The sequence below is a fragment of the Cohnella suwonensis genome (genome assembly GCF_042655365.1).
In the GTDB taxonomy this organism is placed as follows: Bacteria; Bacillota; Bacilli; order Paenibacillales; family Paenibacillaceae; genus Cohnella; species Cohnella suwonensis.
Genome location: NZ_JBHSMH010000049.1, coordinates 1 through 19237, shown reverse-complemented (window position 1 = coordinate 19237; position 19237 = coordinate 1). Strand labels below are relative to the sequence as shown.

The 19237-nt window shown below is 54.3% G+C and carries 18 protein-coding genes and 1 other RNA gene; 7 read left to right on the top strand and 12 right to left on the bottom strand.

Annotated elements, in window-relative coordinates; all coding sequences use genetic code 11:
* Positions 1-8: 8 nt before the first annotated feature.
* From ACFPPD_RS14995 to ACFPPD_RS14985, 3 genes are all read right to left on the bottom strand, one after another.
* On the bottom strand, positions 9-1835 hold the full coding sequence (locus ACFPPD_RS14995; protein WP_209749379.1) for a CHASE2 domain-containing protein: 1827 nt from the start codon (positions 1833-1835) through the stop codon (positions 9-11).
* Positions 1836-2019: 184 nt separating this feature from the next.
* On the bottom strand, positions 2020-2256 hold the full coding sequence (locus tag ACFPPD_RS14990; protein ID WP_209749378.1) for a ferredoxin: 237 nt from the start codon (positions 2254-2256) through the stop codon (positions 2020-2022).
* A 120-nt stretch (positions 2257-2376) separates the two neighbouring features.
* Positions 2377-3666: a DNA polymerase IV gene (locus ACFPPD_RS14985; RefSeq protein WP_378082558.1), complete on the bottom strand. Its 1290-nt coding sequence runs from the start codon at positions 3664-3666 to the stop codon at positions 2377-2379.
* A 140-nt stretch (positions 3667-3806) separates the two neighbouring features.
* On the opposite strand from ACFPPD_RS14985, the gene cimA reads away from it, so the two are divergent.
* Positions 3807-5420 carry a citramalate synthase gene (gene cimA, locus ACFPPD_RS14980; protein ID WP_209749376.1) on the top strand — a complete coding sequence of 538 codons (1614 nt, stop codon included), beginning with the start codon at positions 3807-3809 and terminating at the stop codon, positions 5418-5420.
* A 54-nt stretch (positions 5421-5474) separates the two neighbouring features.
* On the opposite strand, the gene ACFPPD_RS14975 is transcribed toward cimA, so the two are convergent.
* The gene (locus ACFPPD_RS14975) at positions 5475-6047 is read right to left on the bottom strand and encodes a TlpA family protein disulfide reductase (protein ID WP_209749375.1); all 573 of its coding nucleotides are present in this window, start codon (positions 6045-6047) and stop codon (positions 5475-5477) included.
* A gap of 192 nt (positions 6048-6239) precedes the next feature.
* Between ACFPPD_RS14975 and ACFPPD_RS14970 the strand changes: the two genes are divergently transcribed.
* Entirely contained in the window at positions 6240-7550 is a 1311-nt protein-coding gene (locus tag ACFPPD_RS14970) for an MFS transporter (protein ID WP_209749374.1), read from the top strand.
* A 77-nt stretch (positions 7551-7627) separates the two neighbouring features.
* The gene (locus ACFPPD_RS14965; RefSeq protein ID WP_209749373.1) at positions 7628-8044 is read left to right on the top strand and encodes a M67 family metallopeptidase; all 417 of its coding nucleotides are present in this window, start codon (positions 7628-7630) and stop codon (positions 8042-8044) included.
* A 20-nt stretch (positions 8045-8064) separates the two neighbouring features.
* On the opposite strand, the gene ACFPPD_RS14960 is transcribed toward ACFPPD_RS14965, so the two are convergent.
* Genes ACFPPD_RS14960 through ACFPPD_RS14950 form a run of 3 tightly spaced genes read right to left on the bottom strand, consistent with a single transcriptional unit; the run spans position 8065 to position 11250 of the window.
* A complete protein-coding gene (locus tag ACFPPD_RS14960; protein ID WP_209749372.1) occupies positions 8065-8808 on the bottom strand; it encodes an exonuclease domain-containing protein in 744 nt (247 codons plus the stop codon).
* Positions 8809-8813: 5 nt separating this feature from the next.
* A complete protein-coding gene (locus ACFPPD_RS14955) occupies positions 8814-9893 on the bottom strand; it encodes a DUF294 nucleotidyltransferase-like domain-containing protein (protein ID WP_209749371.1) in 1080 nt (359 codons plus the stop codon).
* 49 nt (positions 9894-9942) lie between these two features.
* Positions 9943-11250 (bottom strand): ammonium transporter, encoded by a 1308-nt coding sequence (locus tag ACFPPD_RS14950; protein WP_209749416.1) that lies wholly within the window; start codon positions 11248-11250, stop codon positions 9943-9945.
* A 434-nt stretch (positions 11251-11684) separates the two neighbouring features.
* On the opposite strand from ACFPPD_RS14950, the gene ACFPPD_RS14945 reads away from it, so the two are divergent.
* Both ACFPPD_RS14945 and ACFPPD_RS14940 read left to right on the top strand, forming a co-directional pair.
* A complete protein-coding gene (locus tag ACFPPD_RS14945; RefSeq protein ID WP_209749370.1) occupies positions 11685-12140 on the top strand; it encodes a MerR family transcriptional regulator in 456 nt (151 codons plus the stop codon).
* A gap of 47 nt (positions 12141-12187) precedes the next feature.
* Positions 12188-12877, top strand: coding sequence for a zinc metallopeptidase (locus ACFPPD_RS14940; protein WP_209749415.1), 690 nt, complete (start codon positions 12188-12190; stop codon positions 12875-12877).
* A gap of 59 nt (positions 12878-12936) precedes the next feature.
* Here ACFPPD_RS14940 and ACFPPD_RS14935 read toward each other — a convergent pair whose 3' ends face one another.
* Positions 12937-13839, bottom strand: a complete 903-nt coding sequence (locus ACFPPD_RS14935) for a LysR family transcriptional regulator (RefSeq protein WP_209749369.1) — start codon at positions 13837-13839, stop codon at positions 12937-12939.
* A gap of 110 nt (positions 13840-13949) precedes the next feature.
* Between ACFPPD_RS14935 and tpx the strand changes: the two genes are divergently transcribed.
* Positions 13950-14462: a thiol peroxidase gene (gene tpx, locus ACFPPD_RS14930; protein ID WP_209749368.1), complete on the top strand. Its 513-nt coding sequence runs from the start codon at positions 13950-13952 to the stop codon at positions 14460-14462.
* Positions 14463-14535: 73 nt separating this feature from the next.
* On the opposite strand, the gene ACFPPD_RS14925 is transcribed toward tpx, so the two are convergent.
* The 4 genes from ACFPPD_RS14925 to ACFPPD_RS14910 form a co-directional block, all read right to left on the bottom strand.
* Entirely contained in the window at positions 14536-14916 is a 381-nt protein-coding gene (locus ACFPPD_RS14925; RefSeq protein ID WP_209749367.1) for a DUF1499 domain-containing protein, read from the bottom strand.
* Between the two features lie 81 nt (positions 14917-14997).
* Positions 14998-15180: non-coding RNA, 6S RNA (gene ssrS / locus ACFPPD_RS14920), on the bottom strand.
* Between the two features lie 49 nt (positions 15181-15229).
* Entirely contained in the window at positions 15230-16030 is an 801-nt protein-coding gene (locus ACFPPD_RS14915) for a YesL family protein (protein ID WP_209749366.1), read from the bottom strand.
* 196 nt (positions 16031-16226) lie between these two features.
* Positions 16227-17879: a degradosome RNA helicase CshA gene (locus ACFPPD_RS14910; RefSeq protein WP_209749365.1), complete on the bottom strand. Its 1653-nt coding sequence runs from the start codon at positions 17877-17879 to the stop codon at positions 16227-16229.
* Between the two features lie 186 nt (positions 17880-18065).
* Here ACFPPD_RS14910 and ACFPPD_RS14905 point away from each other — a divergent pair, with 186 nt between their 5' ends.
* On the top strand, positions 18066-18893 hold the full coding sequence (locus ACFPPD_RS14905) for a YitT family protein (protein WP_209749364.1): 828 nt from the start codon (positions 18066-18068) through the stop codon (positions 18891-18893).
* The last annotated feature ends 344 nt before the right edge of the window (positions 18894-19237 follow it).

Sequence of the window (19237 nt, the reverse complement as noted above, 5' to 3'; positions counted from 1 at the left end):
GTACAATGCTATTCCGCGACGCCGAGCACTTCATACACTCGTATCGGATGGGATTTTCCTTTGAACATCCGGTCTTCTCCTTCGTCGAATCGGAAGAAGTCCTTCGTCTTCTCGTACACTTGCTCTGACACGTGTACTTGTCCTTTTTTCGTCTGCGATTCGATCCTCGCCGCGATGTTCACGTTGTCTCCGATCGCCGTGTAGTCGACCCGTAAATATGAACCGATGTTGCCGACGACGACGTTGCCGGCATGAATGCCGATGCCGACGTTAACCTCGCACTGGTATTTCTCCAGAATCTGATCGCGGATCTTGTTCATTCCTTGCTGAATCTCGTAGGCCGTCTTGACCGCCATCCGCTCGTGCTCCGCGACGTCAAGAGGGGCGTTGAACAGGATCATCGCCGCGTCCCCGATAAACTTATCGATCGTCCCTTCGTTACGCAACGTCGTCTCGGTGATCATGTTGAACATCGTGTTGAGCGTATCGACGAGCTCCGGCGGCGTCAGCTTCTCGGACAGCGGCGTGAATCCGCGTATATCGAGGAACAAGATCGTGATCATCTTCAAGTCGCCGCCGAGCTTGATGTCGATATCCTGCGCGACGATCTGCTTGACGAGGTCGGGAGAAATATAGCGACCGAACTGCCGGGTCACGAAGCTCTTCTGAACGCTGTCCATATAGGATTTTAGCGAGACGTTCGCCAAGTAGGCGAGTATCATCGCGAGCAGCATATAGACGACGTTGACGTGACGCGAAGCCCCTTCGTAAATCGCGAATTGCGCGTAGAGCACGCCGGCGAATACCGCCAAGAAAATCAAAATGGAATAAATATTCTTTAATCTCCATGGGAGGAAAATAAACAGACCAAATAATAAAGCGGCGATCGCCAGTTCCACCCCGTTAGGCGCGTAAGTGACCGCGGTGCCCGTCAGTAACTGGTTGGCGATATTCGCATGGGCGTAAACGAGCTTGATATTTTTCTCGATCGGCGTCACCGCCGTGTCTTGTCCCCCGTCGCTGGACAAGCCGACCGCCGAAAATCCGACGAAAACGATCGCGTCTTTGAACCAATCCGCGGGAATGTCGCCGTTAAGCACGTCCACGAACGAGAATGTCGTAAAATCGTCCGTCTCCAGCTGATAGTCGATCGTGATCGTGTTTTTCGCGACGTTTTCCTTCGTTTTCTTCGGATCTGTCATCTCTTCGTACTTGCTCAGATCCGCGCCCGCCATCTCCGCCGCCTTGTAGGCGAGAGAAGGAATGATTTCTCCGTCCGGGCCTTGAATCTTCAGCCAAGTTTGCCGGATAACGCCGTCCGGGCTCGAAACGCGGTTAATGTGGGCCTGCTGGACCAGATCCGCGAACATCTCGTAGGGCCTGACGACGTTCTGAGCCTGAATGAGCGCATCCCTCTTCGCGATTGAGGTGCTGAACACGTCTCCCATAATGCCGACGTTCGGAAGAATGACGTTCTGAAATTGGGCAAGAGCCTCCGCGAACGCCATGTCGTCGTCGGGATTATCGCTCTCCTCGCTGAACACGATATCGAACGCAATCGCTTTCGGCTCGTTGCCCGGCTGATTCAGGTTCGCCAGGAACGGCGCGTATACGGCGCGACTCCACGGGAATCTGCCCAATTCTTTTAATGACGCGTCGTCGATCGTGACGACGACGATTTTCGTATTTTCCAAATGCCCGGCGTTTTGATTCATCGAATAATCGAATAACAGATTGTCGATTCTCTGCAGCCTGTCCCCGTGATATAGAAAGTAAACGACGATCAACAACAGCGCGTTAAGCACGATCGCGATTCTCTTAATTCTTTCTTTCAAGAATGATCCGCCCGCCTTATGTAAATGATTCCATTATTCCTTTCATTATAGCTTAGGGCTTAGGATTTTTGTTGTATTTTGTCTAAAAAGTGACTTTCATGACGCGGGTCACGGTTCCCATGACAAAAAGGCCCTTTTCTAGTCGTATTGACCTAGAAAAGGGCTTCCCGCATAACGTTTCAAGTTACATATTGAACTTCGAGTCCGCGATCTTGATGGAATCCGTCGGGCAGCCGTCGGAAGCGTCCTGGAGATCGTCGTACAGATCTTCCGGAATTTCCGTATTGCCGTGGTTGCCGTCGCTCATGTAAATGACTTCCGCCAAGCCTTCGTCGTCGTAATCGTAAATGTCAGGGGCCGTTGCTCCGCATGCGCCGCACGCGATACACGTGTCTTTATCTACGTAAGTGTACTTAGCCATGAAATACCCTCCTATATATCGTCCGAGTCGTAAACAATAGTAGTCCACTACTGTTCAATATAATACAAAACCAAGCTAAGATCAAACGAAAAAAAACGGCGGACGCCTCTTCCGGAAGCCTTATTTTTCCTTGTCCGTCGCGTCCGGATTTTCCCTGAGAAAATCCTTCTGGAGCGACGTGCCCCGCAGCTTCTTGTTGCGGATGAGCGTGGAGGGATCGTCTCCCAGCATGCCGGCGGTCAGTACCGCGCTTTCGCCGTACTTATCCCTTAGAATATCCATCGCGGTCGTCAAACGATCCTTTTTCGGGCTCTCTTCGTACGAAAATAAATCGAGCTGGAGCGGCGTGTCTTTTTTGGGCGTCAGCCCTTGCAACGTAATGCCCAGCAATCGGACCGGACTCCCTTCCTTCCAATGGGCGTCCATCAGCCGGCACGCGACGCGGTACACGTCGTCGATCGTTTCCGAAGGCCCGTCCAGCGTCGATGAACGGGTAATCGTCTTCATGTCCGGATCGCGGATCGTGATTTGCACGGTGACGCACACCATTTTTTGATGCCGCAGCCGCCGCGTCGTCTGGTCCGCCAAATTAAGCAGCACGCGCCGGAATTGTTCCCGCTCCGTCAGATCCGCCGGCAGCGTCGTCGTATGGCCGATCGATTTCGGCGCCTCGTGGAGCGGCTGCACGGGAGATTCGTCGATGCCGTGAGCGGCTTGCTTCATCCACCCGCCGTAGACGCCGAACCGGTCGAGCAATAGACTTTCGTCCGCCGCCGCCAAATCTCCGATCGTGCGGATATTGAGTCGGGAAAGCTTGTCCGCCGTGCGGGCGCCGATACCGAACAACGTCTGACACGGCTTGTCCCACAGCAGCTTCGGCACTTCGCGGCGTCTCAGGATCGTAATCGCGTCCGGCTTGCGCATGTCCGACGCCATCTTCGCGAGCAGCTTGTTCGGGGCGATGCCGATCGAGCACGGCAACGAAAGCTCCTCTTTCACCCTGCGAGCGATTGTTTCCGCGATCTGCACGGGCGATCCGAATTGGGAGCTGCCCGTGATGTCCAAATAACACTCATCGATGGACACCGCCTCCACTAGCGGCGTATAGTTGCCGGCGATTCGCATGAAGCCCTTGCTGTATTTGCGATACAAATCGAAATCCGGGCGGATCAGGATCAAATCGGGACACGCGGTTAGCGCCTGTCTTACCGTCGCGCCCGTCTTGACGCCGCGAGCCCTCGCCTCGTACGAGCTCGTCACGACGATCCCTTTGCGAAGCTCCACGCTGCCGGCGACCGCCGTCGGCTTGCCTCGATACATCTCGGGTTGCTCCGCGGCGTGAACGGAGCAATAAAACGCGTTCATGTCGATATGCAGTATGACTCGCCCCTTGTTTTCGCTCCTGTTCACGCGCGCGCCTCCCATCCTATCGAATCCCATTATAACGGTGCGAAGAACCCGCCCGCAACGCGGTTGCCCTCTACATTTGATGGTCGCCATGGTATAATAGTTTCACCTGTTTTTTACTTAAGGAGGCTTTACGGTTACGCATGTCAACTCCCCTTTGGATTTTCGACACGACCTTGCGCGACGGAACGCAAGGCGAAGGCATCAGCCTAACCGCTGAGGACAAAGTCAAAATTGCGCTGAAGCTAGACGCCATGGGCGTCCACTATATCGAAGGCGGCAATCCAGGCAGCAACAGCAAGGACATCGAGTTTTTCCGGCGCGTCCGGGAATTGAACTTGAACGCCAAGCTGACCGCCTTCGGCAGCACGAGAAGGAAAAACAGCGTTTGCGAGCATGACGTTAACCTGAAGCATCTGATCGAATCCGGCGCGCGGGCGGCGACGCTCGTCGGCAAGTCGTGGGACTTCCACGTCCATACGGCCTTGCAGACGACGCTCGAGGAAAACCTCGCGATGATCAACGAGTCTCTCGCTTACGTGAAGAATAGCGGCATGGAAGCGTTGTTCGACGCGGAGCATTTCTTCGACGGATTCAAAGCGAATCCGGAGTACGCGCTGGCGGCGCTCTCCAAAGCGAAAGAAGCCGGCGCGGCGTGGATCGTCCTGTGCGATACGAACGGCGGCACGCTTCCCGGCGAGATCGGCGAGATCGTCTCCCGCGTCGTGCGCGAGATCGACGCCCCGATCGGCATCCATACGCACAACGACTGCGAGCTTGCCGTCGCGAACACGCTCGCGGCCGTCGCGGCCGGAGCAAGGCAAATCCAAGGCACGATCAACGGATACGGCGAACGTTGCGGCAACGCCAATCTCTGTTCGATCATTCCGACGTTGCAGTTGAAAATGGGTTACGGTTGCGTAAGCGACGAGCAACTGAAATCGTTGACGGGCGTCGCGCGTTACGTGAGCGAGATCGCGAACGTTCACATGCCGGTGAACCAGCCCTACGTCGGCAACGCCGCTTTCGCGCACAAGGGCGGCATCCACGTCTCCGCGATCATGAAGGATTCGAAGACGTACGAGCATATCGAGCCTCACCTCGTCGGCAATAAGCAACGCGTGCTCGTATCCGAGCTTGCGGGACAGAGCAATATTTTGTCCAAGGCGCAGGAAATGGGACTCGACGTGAACCCGGAGAACATGAAATCCCGCGAAGTCATCGATAGGATCAAAGAATTGGAGCACCAAGGCTATCAATTCGAGGGCGCGGACGCTTCCTTGGAGCTGCTGCTGAGAGACGCATACGGCGGTACGGCGCAAGCGTTTATCGTCGACTCGTTCAAAATCATGGTCGAACGGACAGGCGGCGCCATGGTGACGGAGGCAATCGTGAAGCTTTCGGTCGCGGGCGAGCAAGTGTACACCGTCGCGGAAGGCAACGGGCCGGTCAACGCGCTCGACAATGCCCTTCGCAAAGCGCTTGTTCAATACTATCCCGGCATTCGCGACATACATCTGTCGGATTACAAAGTCCGGGTGCTCGACGAGAAAGACACGACGGCCGCCAAAGTCCGCGTGTTGATCGAATCGACCAACTTCAAAGACACGTGGAGCACGGTCGGCGTTTCTTCCAACGTCATCGAAGCCAGTTGGGAAGCGCTCATCGATAGCATCCGTTATGCCTTGCTTGGCATGGACAAGGACGAATACGTGCCCGAGTTCGTCGGCGGGACTCACGGCTTGTCGAATCACTGATTCGTTAAAAAAGAGAGGCCGCGGCTTGCCGCGGCCTCCCTTTTTTTCATTCCGTTACAGCACGTCAGCCAAATATTGTTCCCATTGCTTCCTGTCGATGATTCCCTCGACGCGGTGGCGAATGACGCCGTCCCGATCGATAATGAAGCTGACGGGGAAATACGACACTTTGTACAGATCGACGCCATCGCCTTCCGGATCCGTCAGGACGGGAAACGTATCGAAGCCTTGTTCCTTGACGAAATCTTTCGCTTCCCTGAGCTTGTCGTATTTCGTCGCGTTTACCGCGTACAAATCCAATTTATCTTTGTGGTCCTCGTAGATCGACTTGAGCTCAGGCGCTTCTTTCTCGCACGGGCCGCACCAGGCCGCCCAGAAATTGACGATCATCGCCTTGTCGCGTTTCCCGCCGATCTCGTACTTCGATGCCCCGTCCAGGCTGGATAGCGAAATCGGGGGCGCGTAACGATTATCCTTCGGCGACGGCGCGGACGGAATGTCCGAATTGGCGTTGCCTTCTACCGCGCTGTCCGCCACCTTGCCGGAGGCGTTCCCTTGAGAATCCCATATCCAAGCCGCCGCGGCTACCGCGAGCACGGCGATTAAGATCAATACGTTCTTTTTCATATCGCGAATCACTCTTCCCGCTCGATGATGTTTCTCTTATCATACCCCATTCGCCCGCCCGTTCCAACCGTTTCGGGCCGGAATTCGCATATCCGTCACCTCTCCCGGGAAGGTTAATTCCGTTATCCATCGGAGCGATGTTCGAACCCGCGCGTCCGATAAGGACGCGATTAGTCGCAAGGAGGCATTGCATTGGCGGTATCCACGAAATCCCGGCGAAGGCTGACGATCACCTTTACGAGCGATATTGACGACCGGTCCGGAGGCGCAAGCCGAGGAGGAAATGAGGCCGATCAAGGAAAAGGAAAAGGCAAAAGCAAAAGCAAAGAATACGTCGCCCTCTCGACCGTTCCCCTCGTGCTCGTGCTCGGCAATTCCATGCTCGTACCGATCTTGCCGACGCTTCGCGCCAAGCTCGGCATCAGTCAATTTCAGACGAGTCTCGTCATCAGCCTGTTTTCCATCGCGGCCGCACTTATCATTCCGATCGCCGGTTACTTGTCCGACCGATTCTCCCGTAAAGCGGTCATCGTCCCGTCGCTTATTCTTTACGGAGGAGCGGGCATTCTGGCGGGATTCGGCGTCGTATGGGATTCCTACGGCGTTCTCATCGGGGCGAGAGCGTTACAAGGACTCGGCGCGGCGGGCACCGCCCCGATCGCTATGGCGCTAGTCGGAGATCTCTATAAGGACGGGCAGGAAAGCCAAGCGTTAGGGCTTATCGAAGCGGCGAACGGCACGGGCAAAGTCGTCAGTCCCATTTTGGGTTCTTTGCTAGCCTTGATCGTCTGGTACGCCGCCTTTTTCGCATTCCCCGTTTTCTGCGCGCTCTCCTTGCTCGCCATGATTTTCCTCATTAAAGAACCGGCCAAGAATGATGAGCCGAAGCCGATTAAACAATACGTCGGTTCCGTCAAAAAAATATTCGCCAAAAACGGGCGCTGGCTCGTCGCTTCCTTTTTCGGCGGCTCGCTTGCCTTGTTTATCCTGTTCGGCGTGCTTTTCTTCCTCTCCGACATTCTCGAGAAGCCGCCTTATTCCATCGAAGGGGTACGCAAAGGCTTCGTTCTTGCGATTCCGCTGCTCGGCATGGTGGCGACCGCCTACGTGACGGGCACGAAAATTCGAAAGAACGGCATTCTCATGCGCTGGCTCATGAACATCGGTCTGGCATTGATGGTCGTTTCTCTCGCACTGGCCATTTGGTTTAATACCAATTTGTACGTCTTCATCGGGTTGTTGACCTTCAGCAGCATCGGTACCGGCCTGCTCCTCCCTTGCCTGAACACGATGATCACGGGCGCCGTCGAGAAAGCCGAGCGAGGCATGATCACCTCTCTTTACAGCAGCTTGCGATTTTTCGGAGTGGCGTTCGGTCCTCCCTTATTCGGCTGGATGATGGCCAAATCCCATCAGCTCGTGTTCATCACCGTTTCCGCATTGTCCCTCGTCGCCCTGGGGCTTGTGTTCTTCCTCGTCAAACCCGGCAAGCAAGTCCAATAAAGCCGCGATCGCATGTTGCCATCGCCCGTTCGATTCGACATACTGAACGTATAGCGGACGAAAGCGGGGACGAGCGGATGATCGTACGATTAAGCGAAGAGTTGGAAAACGATTTGATCTCCGCCGCATTGGCGAGGTTGCCGCTCGAATGCTGCGGCGTCGTCTATGGTACGGCGACTGACGACGCAATCGTCGCGGATGCGTTCGGTCTCGTTCGCAATGCCGCCATCTCGCCCGAAAGACGATTCGCGTTTCACCCCGAAGATTGGGTATCCGTCATCTTCGAAGCGCAAAAAAACCAACGAGAGATCGTTGGTTTCTTCCATTCCCACCCCGAAGAATCGGTCTTGCCCAGCCAACGGGACATGAACGGATCGCTTCCGTGGCGGACGTATTGGATAGTCGGCGTTTCGCCTGCCGAGCGCGGGATTGCCGTGTATCACCGTCATCATGCCGATGACCGTTGGGATCCGCTTCGCATCTCAAGGGAATAGCCGTAATGGGCGATTGTCCGTCAGTGCCGGCTTAAATAAGCGTAAAGCTCGCCTAACGTCGTGACTTGCCTGTCTAGAATCAGCTTAAGGAATTTGAAGTAGAGCTTAGCCGTCATGATCGAATCATGCAACGCATGGTGCCTCGTCGTCACTTCGACGCCGAAACGCTCCAGTACTTCGTCCAAGCCGTAATGCACCGCTTTCGGGTCAAGCCATTTCGCGATCATCATCGTATCGATAATGCGATGAGTCAGGTTCACCTTGGAGGTACGCCATAACGCGCTGTTCAGGAATTGCTTGTCGTGCCCGCTGCCGTGAGCGATCAATACCCTTTTACCGACGAAGTCCATGAAATCGTGAAGCCCCTGCATCAAGTCCGGCGCGTTGTCCGCCATCTCGTTCGTAATGCCGGTAAGCTCCGTAATATGCCGCGGAATTTTCCGTTTCGGATTAACGAGCCGATAGAACGGTTCCGCCTCGTCGAAATTCCCTCCGCGAATAATGACGCCGCCGATCGAGATGATCTCGTCGCCGTTGTACGGATAGAACCCGGTCGTCTCCAAGTCGAACACGACGGCTTCCATCTCCGAGAGCTGCAGCTCCATGGAGCTTTCCTTACGCTGGTCCCGAGACATCGAACGGATGAAGGCCATCTGCTGGGCGTTCGTCGAACCGAGCATGGAAGCGATGGCGGGGGTAATCCCACCCATCTTGTATAAGTTCCACATTCTCCCCATCGAATTCGTATCTTTGGGTTCCTTCATCTCTTTCACCTCCCGCCGAAGCGGTCATGCATCTCCCTTTGCACTCTTCGTTGAATCTTTTTTCCGGCTTTGAGCGCCTTCTTCAGCACCGTTCTCAGTTCCTTCGTCAGCTTCTCGGCCGGGATTTTACCGGAAGCCGTCAACCGTCCGGCGTCGTCCGGCGTCGCCGTGAACAGCCTGATCTTCAGAAATAACGTGAAGGCTTCGGCATACTCCGCCGCCTCCTCGTCGCTAAGCAGCTTCGCTTGCCGCAATCGCTCGATTCTCCCAAGCGTGCTCGTCTCGCGGATGCCCGCTTGAATGGCCAGCAACCGGAAGGCGTTCACCATCGGAATGTACGCGCCGTACTTGACGTCCAAGCTTCCTGCGTCTTCGCCGTATTCTTCCGTTAGCAATTGGCCGAATACGCCTACGAGAACTTTGTGGCGAATCGTGTTTTCCATCATTCGCTTGGCGATGACGGGACGGCTCAACACGTCTCCGAAGAACCGGTCTTTCGCTTTGTCGGCCAGCGCCGAGTCGCCGTATACGCGCCTCGCGTCCGCGACGATCAGCAAGTATCGCACGTTCTCCCAGCCCGGTTCGGCGAACCATCTGTCGATCTTTTCTTCCCATCCGCTTAGGGGCAAGCACCATTCGGCATTGGACGAGATGACGTTACCTTCGCAGGGCGGATATTGAATCGTTATTAAATCGTTCACGATCTTCTCGGATAAGCGGGAAAAATAGGCCCGATACCGCGCCGCTTCGTCCACGTCGGAAGCGTCGGCATAGATGAGACAACTATCCTGATCGCTGTAGGTCGTCTGCTCGTGTCGCCCGCCGCTGCCGAACAGCATATACGTATAAGGCACGGGTGGGGCGCCAAGCCCCAACCGTGCCAGATCGTACTCCGCCAGCGCGATCGTTCTCGCGATCAAGGCGTCATGCAGTTCGTTTAACGACTCGACCACCGCAGCCGCCGGAGAGGTCGACAGCTCCGTCGCCAACCGGTATTGTTCTCTTTGTCTAACCGATGTCAATTCGGTCAAATTGTCGGCGCCTTCGATGTCCAGCAACCGCTTCTCCCTGATGGGATTGAACATGCGGTTTATACCCCTCCTGTGAATACGCCGGCCGAATCTTGAGCTTACCTTATACCGATGTGCCGGCTTTTTTCATTTGTTCCGGATAACCGTAGTTGCCGTGTTCGCTCAAGTCGAGACCGATGATCTCTTGTTCTTCCGTTACGCGGAAGCCGATTACTTGTTTCACGACCCATAGGACGATGAAGGAAGCGACGAACGCGAAAGCGCCGCACACGAGAACCGATTCCGCTTGAACGCCCAATTGGTGCCAACCGCCGCCTTCGAACAAGCCCGCTTGGCCAATAGCTACTTTGGCAGACAATTCTTCCGTTGCAAACAAACCATTCGCCAAAGTTCCCCAAACTCCTGCCGCGCCGTGTACGGAAAGCGCGAAAATCGGATCGTCGACTTTGATTTTCTCGAAGAACTTAGCGCTGAAGAAGACGAGCACGCCGGCGACAAGACCGATAACGACGGCCGCCCAAGGCTCTACGAACGCGCAAGATGCGGTAATGGCGACAAGGCCTGCGAGAGCGCCGTTCAGCATCGCCGTGATGTCGGCTTTGCCCGTGACGAGCCAAGAGATCAGAAGTGCCGCTACCGCGCCCGCAGCCGCGCCGAGTTGCGTGTTGAACGCGACGTAACCGAAGAATCCGTCGGCTACCATAACCGTGCTGCCTGCGTTAAATCCGAACCAGCCAACCCACAAGAGCAATACGGCAAGCGCCGTGAACACTTGGTTATGACCGAGAATTTCGTTCGCGGAGCCGTCTTTGTTGAACTTGCCGATACGAGGCTTAAGCAAGATCGTAGCCGCGAGAGCGCCGATGGCACCCGTCAAGTGAACGACTGTGGAACCCGCGAAGTCTTGTGCTCCGTCTTTGGCGAGCCAGCCGCCGCCCCAGATCCAGTGCGCGATGACCGGGTAGATGACGGATACGAAGAAGAGCGTGAAGATGAGGTAGGAAGACAATTTAGCGCGTTCCGCGAATCCGCCCCATGCGATCGAGAGCGATACGGCGGCGAACGCCAGTTGGAAGATGAAGAAGATGGTCGTCGGCGTCGAACCGTCCGTGGAAGCGACAGCCGGATCAAAGAAGAAACTGCCGACGCCCATGAATTTGTTCAACGATTCTGATGCTTCGCTGCCGAAGCTGATGCCGTAGCCGACCGCCCAATAAACGATGGAGCCGAGGCCGAGCGTGAAGATCGTTTTGCCGGCGACGTGGCCCGCGTTTTTCATCCGGGTCGATCCTGCTTCGAGAAGGATGAATCCGCCTTGCATGAGTAGGACCAGAATACCGGCAAGCATGACCCACAGTGCGTTCAGACCCATGTTCAGCGTGCCTGCGGACGGATCATCCGCGAATGCCATTGTCGGGAAGAGCAGCAAAAGCGCGCCCACCGAGATCAAACTTTTCTTAACCACTACGACCACTCCCTACGTGTAATGTTTCATGACATATTAAGAAAGGCTTAGTGTCATTATAGGTTGATCTTCATGATTTGACAATACGCTTTCCGTAAAAAAATTCAGGAATTACGCCAAAAATCTAACATTAAGGGTATGTATAGCGTTTAATGTTAAGATTTAGACCCTTACCCGCCTAATTCATACCATATAGACCATTTGTCCCATAGGCTGAGTTTTTTCAACCTTATGTGAGTTAACATACCACTCATCATGAGATCGTTCGCGAAAACCGTTAACGACATGCATTTCGAGCGGAAGCATCACGTTTGACTGTACAGTTCGCCATTTTGTATGATAGAAACATCAAGCGATATAGAGGAAGGAAGGGTTGAACGATGCGGAACGGTACGTCTAAGGCAGGGCGCCTTTACCGGATCGGAGAGCTTTCCGCGCTGGCCGGCATAAGCCCGCGAACGATCGATTATTATACCGGTCTGGGCCTTCTCGCTCCGGCGAAGAGATCTACGGGCAATTACAGACTCTACGACGATGAAACTATATCGAGAATCCGCCGTATTGAACAGTTGAAGGCGCAGAAGTTCACATTAGAAGAAATACGGGAACAATTCGCTTCCTTGAACCGCGTCGTTCCTGACGAGGCGGTAACGCGCAAGCTGTCCGAGTTGCATTCCCATCTCGCTCAACTGGAACGCGAAGTCAAGGAACTCGAGCCGGTACTGGATCAACTCAAGCCCCAACAAGCTAAGCGGTTGTTCCAAGCCATCACTCCCCAGACCGCCGCGTGCATCGAAGCATTATTGTTGCTTCTGGGGAAAAATAATCTCATGTGACGCTTAAGGTGCGCGTCAACTCGTTCCATGAAACGGAGGTAACCGATATGTTCTTTACCCCTTGGACAGTGCCAATCTTGCTTGCGTTTGTCTTAAGTATGTGGGCAGGCAGTCGGGTGAAAGGCACATTCAACAAATGGTCCAAAGTAAGACCCGAGTCTGGTATGACGGGGTATGACGTGGCCAGACGAATTTTAGATGTAAACGGTTTGCACCATGTCCCTATCGAACCCATCCAGGGCAGCAATGCATTGGGGGACCATTATGACCCCATTGCGAAAACCGTCCGATTGTCGCAATCCGTTTATTACGAATCGACGATAGCTGCCATCTCGGTTGCGGCGCACGAATGCGGACACGCTATCCAAGATAAAGTTTCCTATCCGATGCTTGTTTTTCGACACAAGATGTTTCCGACGGTTAGATTGACTTCGAATATCGCCCCGTTCCTTCTGATCGGAGGTTTCCTTTTTAAACTTCCCGGCTTATTGCTCATCGGGATTATCGCCTATTTCGCGGCAGTTCTGTTCCAAGTGGTCACTCTCCCAACGGAGTATAACGCCTCTTCGCGAGCGCGCGATATTCTCGTTGGCAATGGATATATCAGAAACCATGAAGAAGGCGGCGTTGCCAAAGTATTAAACGCAGCCGCGCTCACTTACGTAGCCGCCGCATTAATGTCGGTCCTCCAATTGCTTGAATATATTTGGATGTTCAACAGAAGCAATGATGATTAACAGCAAAAGCCAGCAACAAAAACCCCGCCGGGATGGCGGGGTTTTCTGCTTTCGTATCGTCACGGCGACTTGTTTTGGGTTTTGAAAAACTCGATCAGAAACTCGTGGAACATCCGAACGACGAGCGGCAGCTTCTCGCCGGAACGGCGAATCAGACCGATCGTCCTCGTCACGCGCGGTTCGCTGATTTGCACGACGGCCGGCATCATCGAACTCGTCTCGAACATGGCCATCTCCGGCAGCAGGCTGACGCCCATGCCGGCGGCGACAAGCCCGCGGATCGTTCCCGACTCCTCTCCCTCGAAACCGATATTCGGCGTGAAGCCCGCTTCTTTGCAAGCATCCCACACGATCGGACGAAGCGAATACCCGGATCCGAACAGAACGAAAGTCTCGTCCTTCAACTCGCTTAGCTTGATCGATTCCGCCTTCGCCAGACGATGGGAGTCCGGCAGGATCGCGAACAGTTCCTCGGTAAGCACGATCTCTCCCGTCACATGCCCGTTCTTCTCCGGAAACGGGGAGATGAAGGCGATGTCGACTTCGGCGTCTACGACGTCCCGGATGAGCGAAGGATACATCCCTTGCCGGAATCGAAATTTCACGTTCGGATGAAGCTTGCGGAAAGCCGCCACCACTTGCGGAACGAGATGAATGCCGAGGCTGTGAGGAAAACCCAAGCGGATCTCTCCGACTTCCGGGTCGAGGAACTCGTGAATTTCCAGAACCGCGCGATCCAGGTCGCCGAGTACCGTCTCCGCCCGTCGCAGGAACAGCTGCCCTACCGGGGTCAATTGAACGTTCCTGCCCCGCTGCATGAACAGGCGAACGCCAAGCTCTTCCTCGAGCCGGTGAATTTGCCGACTGACGGCGGATTGCGCCACGTGCAACTCTTCCGCCGCTTTCGTCACGTGCTGCAGCCGGGCGACTTGAACGAAATATTGCAACTGCCTCAGTTCCATGTTGACCGCCCTCTCCGAACGTCCCGGATCGTCATCCAACGATTGGACAACGGTATTCGATAACGATTATAATAATTACGGCAAAACCATCCATAAGGAGGATTACCGAAATGTCCCAAGAACGTTCCGTTTCTTTGAAGGGCAATCCCATCACGCTCGTAGGCCCCACGCTGTCGGCGGGAGATATCGCTCCGGACTTTACTATTAACAAGAACCTGCTCGAAACAGCTTCCCTGCAAGACTACGCCGGCAAAGTCAAATTGATCAGCGTCGTTCCTTCGATCGACACTGGCGTTTGCGACGCGCAAACTCGCCGTTTCAACGAAGAAGCTTCCAAGCTCGGCGACAATGTCGTCATCCTTACCGTAAGCGCGGATCTTCCTTTCGCTCAAGCCCGCTGGTGCGGCGCTGCCGGCGTCGACCGCGTCGTGCTGCTGTCCGATTACAAGGATAACGCGTTCGGCAAAGCTTACGGCGTCTTCATCAAGGAACTCCACCTCGACATGAGAGCGATCTTCGTTCTCGACGGCGACAACAAGATCACCTACGTCGAAGTGCTGAACGAAATGACGGAGCATCCGAACTACGAAGCGGCGGTCGCCGCCGTGAAGAGCTTGATCTAACCCCGATGAAATCCGGTATAAAAAAGCGAGGAAAGGCATTCGCCTTCCTCGCCTTTTTTATGATGAAGCCGCGTTATAATTTGTAGGAAGATAACTTCTTGTCGAGAACGGAATAAATCTCCTGGATGTTCCGGTAGTTGGCTCCCAAGTCGCCGAGCGATCCGCGGGACGCGGAGTATATGTCGACGGCCGTATTGACGGGGCTCGTACCGACCACCTGAATCGTAATGTCCATCGTGCGACCGGACATCGATTTCTTCTCCACCACGATTTCTCCGACGTTCTGTACCTCGTGAAGAACTTTGTAGCCCTTCATTTTTTTCAAAATGGTGCTGACTTCTTCCCAGGTACGGTCTTTCGAAAGCCGATAATAATGTGACTTCAGCTTGGGATCCTTCGCTTTATCGCTCGTATTCTCGTGGCTGCGGATTAAACCGATCAAAAATCGTTTCAATGCCCTCTCTCCCTCCGGATACCCTTGGCGCTGCTATATGCCTGTCCACGCCTCGCCTCGGGGCAAAACGTCCAAGGATAGAGAAAACCCGCCTATGCCGTCCGACGTGCATGTTTCTGAACCTGCTTTGGCAGGTGGGTGCCCGCAGACCGGCTTTTGACTTCCCTTTTCGGGGGCATGTCAGCTACCGGGCGATGTAGAGCTCCCTGGAAACAAACATTGGTTCAAAACAATTAAGCGCCGTAACGCACAAGGCAGGAGTATTCTCATTATAAGCACGCGGAACGCAAAAGTAAAATGGTTAGCCTTGGGTCTACTTCTGATGCAGCCGATCTTCTTCGGACGCGTCGCTCTCTTCTTCGGAATCGGAAGCTCGTCCATCGTCCGACTCGGTTTCTGCATCCTTCAACAGCATCATTTTCTGGATGATGATATTGAAGTTAAAGTAAGTGTAGACCGCGATGACGCTGCCGAAGAAAAACGGGATGAGGAACGTAAAGTTCATGCCGCCCAATTGTTTCGGCAAGCTGATAAACAGTATCGCCACGGTTCCGACCGCCATCATGAGCGAGCGAATCGGACGTCCGATCGTCAAGATCAGCGCGTTTTTGAGTAGTTGAATCGTTTTCATATGAAAATGAGACAACAGAGAGAAAAAGTGCAACAAAGAAACGAGCAACAGCACCATCAGGGCAATAAACAAATACGCGATAATCGCGAAGCCGTTCATCTGCTTCAGATACACTTGGAAATCGATAATCATGATCGCGAACAACAGCGCGTAGAACACGCCGCCGATCATCGCTTGAACGTAGTTCTGCTTGTAGCTGCGGAAGAACGTTTTGAAGAGCGGGACGTCCGTGTCTCCCAACACCCATTTGCGGGCTAACGAGAACATGGCCGACGTCGAAGGAAACAGAGTGAACGGAGCGACGATGGCAAGCGTAATGATGCTCGCTTTCAATTGATCCGTGTTCTCCGCGCTCAACAAGCCGGTAAGCAGAAGGAACCAAAACGGAATGGACGTGACGAGCCACAACACATTCGTAACCGACAATCTCATGATCCATTCGGACAGCTTATAGAAGCCGCCCATCATGCCACGCATTTCCATGGGGTATCCTCCCTGGAGGTAATTCAAAAAACCGATTGTGATTACGAAGTATCTCTGGAAGCCTACTCGACGTCGAATCTTGAATTCAGCGGGGACTTCCGGTTCTCACGTAGGTTTGCCTACGCTCCGATCCTCATTCCCCGCTTTTTTCAACCTTCTCGGTACTTACAACCGATTTTTTGAATTTCTATTTAATTTAGATCTTTACGAAGTCTTCGTTCGAGGAGCGAGTGCCGCGATAGTCGTCGCGACGCTCCGGACGTCCGCGGTTTGCGTCGCGGTAGCCTTCTCCGGAACCGGAACGGCTTTGGCCGCCGCCGCTTCCGCTGCCGCCATAAGGACGACGTTGGCCGCCTCCGCTATAACCGCCGGTGCCTCCGCGCGAGTCGCCGCGGCCTTGGCCGCCTTGACGATACGAGCTGCCGCCTTGGCTCTGGCCTTGACCGCTGCCGTACGGACGACGCTGTCCGCCGCTTCCGTAACCGCCGCCGGATCCGCGGTTGCCTTCGAATTTGCGTTTCTTCGAACGGATCGGATCTTCCGGCGTCAATTCGATGTTCACGTCTTTCTTGTCGCCCGTCATCAATTTCATTGCCGCGGCGAGCAATTCGACGGAATCGTATTGCTCGAGAAGCTGGCTAGCCACCCATTTGAACGGATTGACGTCCTCTTCGGAACGAACCGTGTCCATGAGGCGCTCGGCCAAAATCTTTTGCTTGCCTTCCATCGCTTCGGAAATCGTCGGCAGCACTTTTTTGGAAATGCGGTGACGCGTTACGCGCTCGATGAAGTGCAGATGGTCGGTCTCGCGGTAAGTAACGAACGACCAAGACGTGCCTTCTTTGCCAGCGCGGCCCGTACGGCCGATCCGGTGAACGTAACTTTCCGGATCTTGCGGCAAGTCGAAGTTGATGACGTGGGTAACGCCCGAGACGTCGAGTCCGCGAGCCGCTACGTCCGTCGCGACCAGAATGTCGATGCTTCCATCGCGGAACTTACGCATAACCGTGTCGCGTTGGTTCTGCGACAGGTCGCCGTGCAAGCCGTCGCAAGCGTATCCGCGCTTCATGAGCGCTTCGGACAACTCCGCGACGCGGCGCTTCGTGCGACCGAAAATGATCGCGAGCTCCGGCGGTTCCATGTCGAGCAAACGGCACAAGCCGTCGAATTTCATCCGTTCTTGGATTTCAACGTAATATTGCTGAATGAGCGGAGCGCTAAGCAGCTTGGATTCGACTTTGACATGTTCCGGATCGCGCAGGAACTGTTGGGCCAGCTTCTGGATGTTCGCCGGCATCGTCGCCGAGAACAGCAATGTTTGGCGTTCTTCCGGAACGAGCTTCAGTATGGATTGGATATCTTCCATGAAGCCCATGTCGAGCATTTCGTCCGCTTCGTCGAGAACGACGGTTTGGACGTCGTCCAGGCGGATCGTCTTGCGGTTGATGTGGTCGAGCAAACGACCCGGTGTACCGATGATGATTTGCGGCTTCCGCTTCAAGGAGCGGATTTGACGTGAGATGTCTTGACCGCCATATATAGCCAAGGAACGAAGTCCCTTGAAACGTCCAAGCTTCTCGATTTCTTCGGATACTTGAATCGCGAGTTCGCGGGTCGGCGCCATAATCAATGCGACGATGCGATCTTCCTTCTGCGCGATTTTGCTGATTAGCGGTATACCGAACGCTGCGGTCTTACCCGTACCCGTCTGTGCTTGACCGATCATATCCTTACCGGCAATGGCAACGGGAATGGCTTTCGCTTGGATTGGGGTCGCTTCTTCAAATCCCATCTCCGATATGGCTTGAAGAACGTCGGACTCCAAACCAAACTCTGCAAATGTGCTCAAACTTTTTCAATCTCCTTCTGTGTTGGGCCTTCAACTTACGGCTTCCAAAAAAATGATCAGTTCATTATAGCACGAACCCGCTCTTAAACTCCAGTGTTAGGAAAAGGATACCAATTGTTGCATGATCGCCTTAACCTAGGGGAACTTAATCGGAGGACTCGATCCGACTCGGCGAGGAGTGCTACGATGAAGAGATTAACCATAATCGGCCCCTTATTTTTGATGCTTCTTAGCGCGATTGCCGTCGCTGCCGGCTTCCAATTGCTGCTCATTCCGGTCGAGCTGCTCAGCAGCGGAGTGTCCGGCGTCGCGATGGTCATCGGTTACGTCGTCGGATGGAATATCGGCTGGTTGTATTTTGCCCTGAATGTTCCGATTTTGCTCTGGGGATATCGGGTGCTCGGTAAAAGGTTCATCTTCCTCAGCGTCGTAACCGTCGTCGCCACTGCGATCTCCATGCAAGTCGTACCGGAAATCAAACTGACGGACGACAGGCTTCTCGCATCGGTGTTCGGCGGGGTGCTCGTCGGCCTCGGGTCGACCGTTTCCCTTAGGTACGGCGGATCTTCCGGCGGCTTCGACATCGTCGCTTCCATCATATCGCGTTCGAGGGATCTTCCCGTCGGCATTCTTACCGTGCTTCTGAACACGGTCGTCGTCGCGGCGCTCGGCTTCTTGAAGAACGATTGGAACGCCGCTCTTTATTCTATGCTGTCGATCTACTTAACGGGAAAAATAATTGACGCCGTCCATACCCCGCACCATAAAGTGACCGCCTTCATCGTCACGAACCAGACGCAGGAGCTTGCCTCCAGGCTGCTTAAGCTTCCCAGAGGCGTCACGATCATCAAGACTAGGGGCGCTTTCACGAGCGAGGAACGCGACATGCTCATGACGGTGACGACCCGCTACGAGATCGCCGAGCTTCGCAAACTGATCGGCGAGGTGGACGCCAAAGCGTTCGTGAACATCGTCCAAACGATAGACGTCATCGGCGAGTTCCGCAAGCGCTGAAAAACACTATTAGCGGTTGTTCAAAAAGCCCGATTTTGAACGTTACAGAAAGTTAAAGTTCGCAATAATGATTAAGCGAAATGAATACTTTCTGTACTAAGAAAAACCGGAGGCTTTGCCTCCGGTCCTTATACTTTTGGCGAATTTCCATAATGAAGCAATCATACCCATGACCCTTGTAACTCACGGGGTCGACCGGTCCGACATCCCAGTTCCTGCCTGCGGCTGTTCGCGAAATGTACTATTATCCCTTCCGATCAGGAGGAGAATAGGAGCAGCTTAACTTCCCCTACACCTTTTCCGCGAAATGGTCGAGTAGGCGGGGCCTCTCCTATCATGGATTG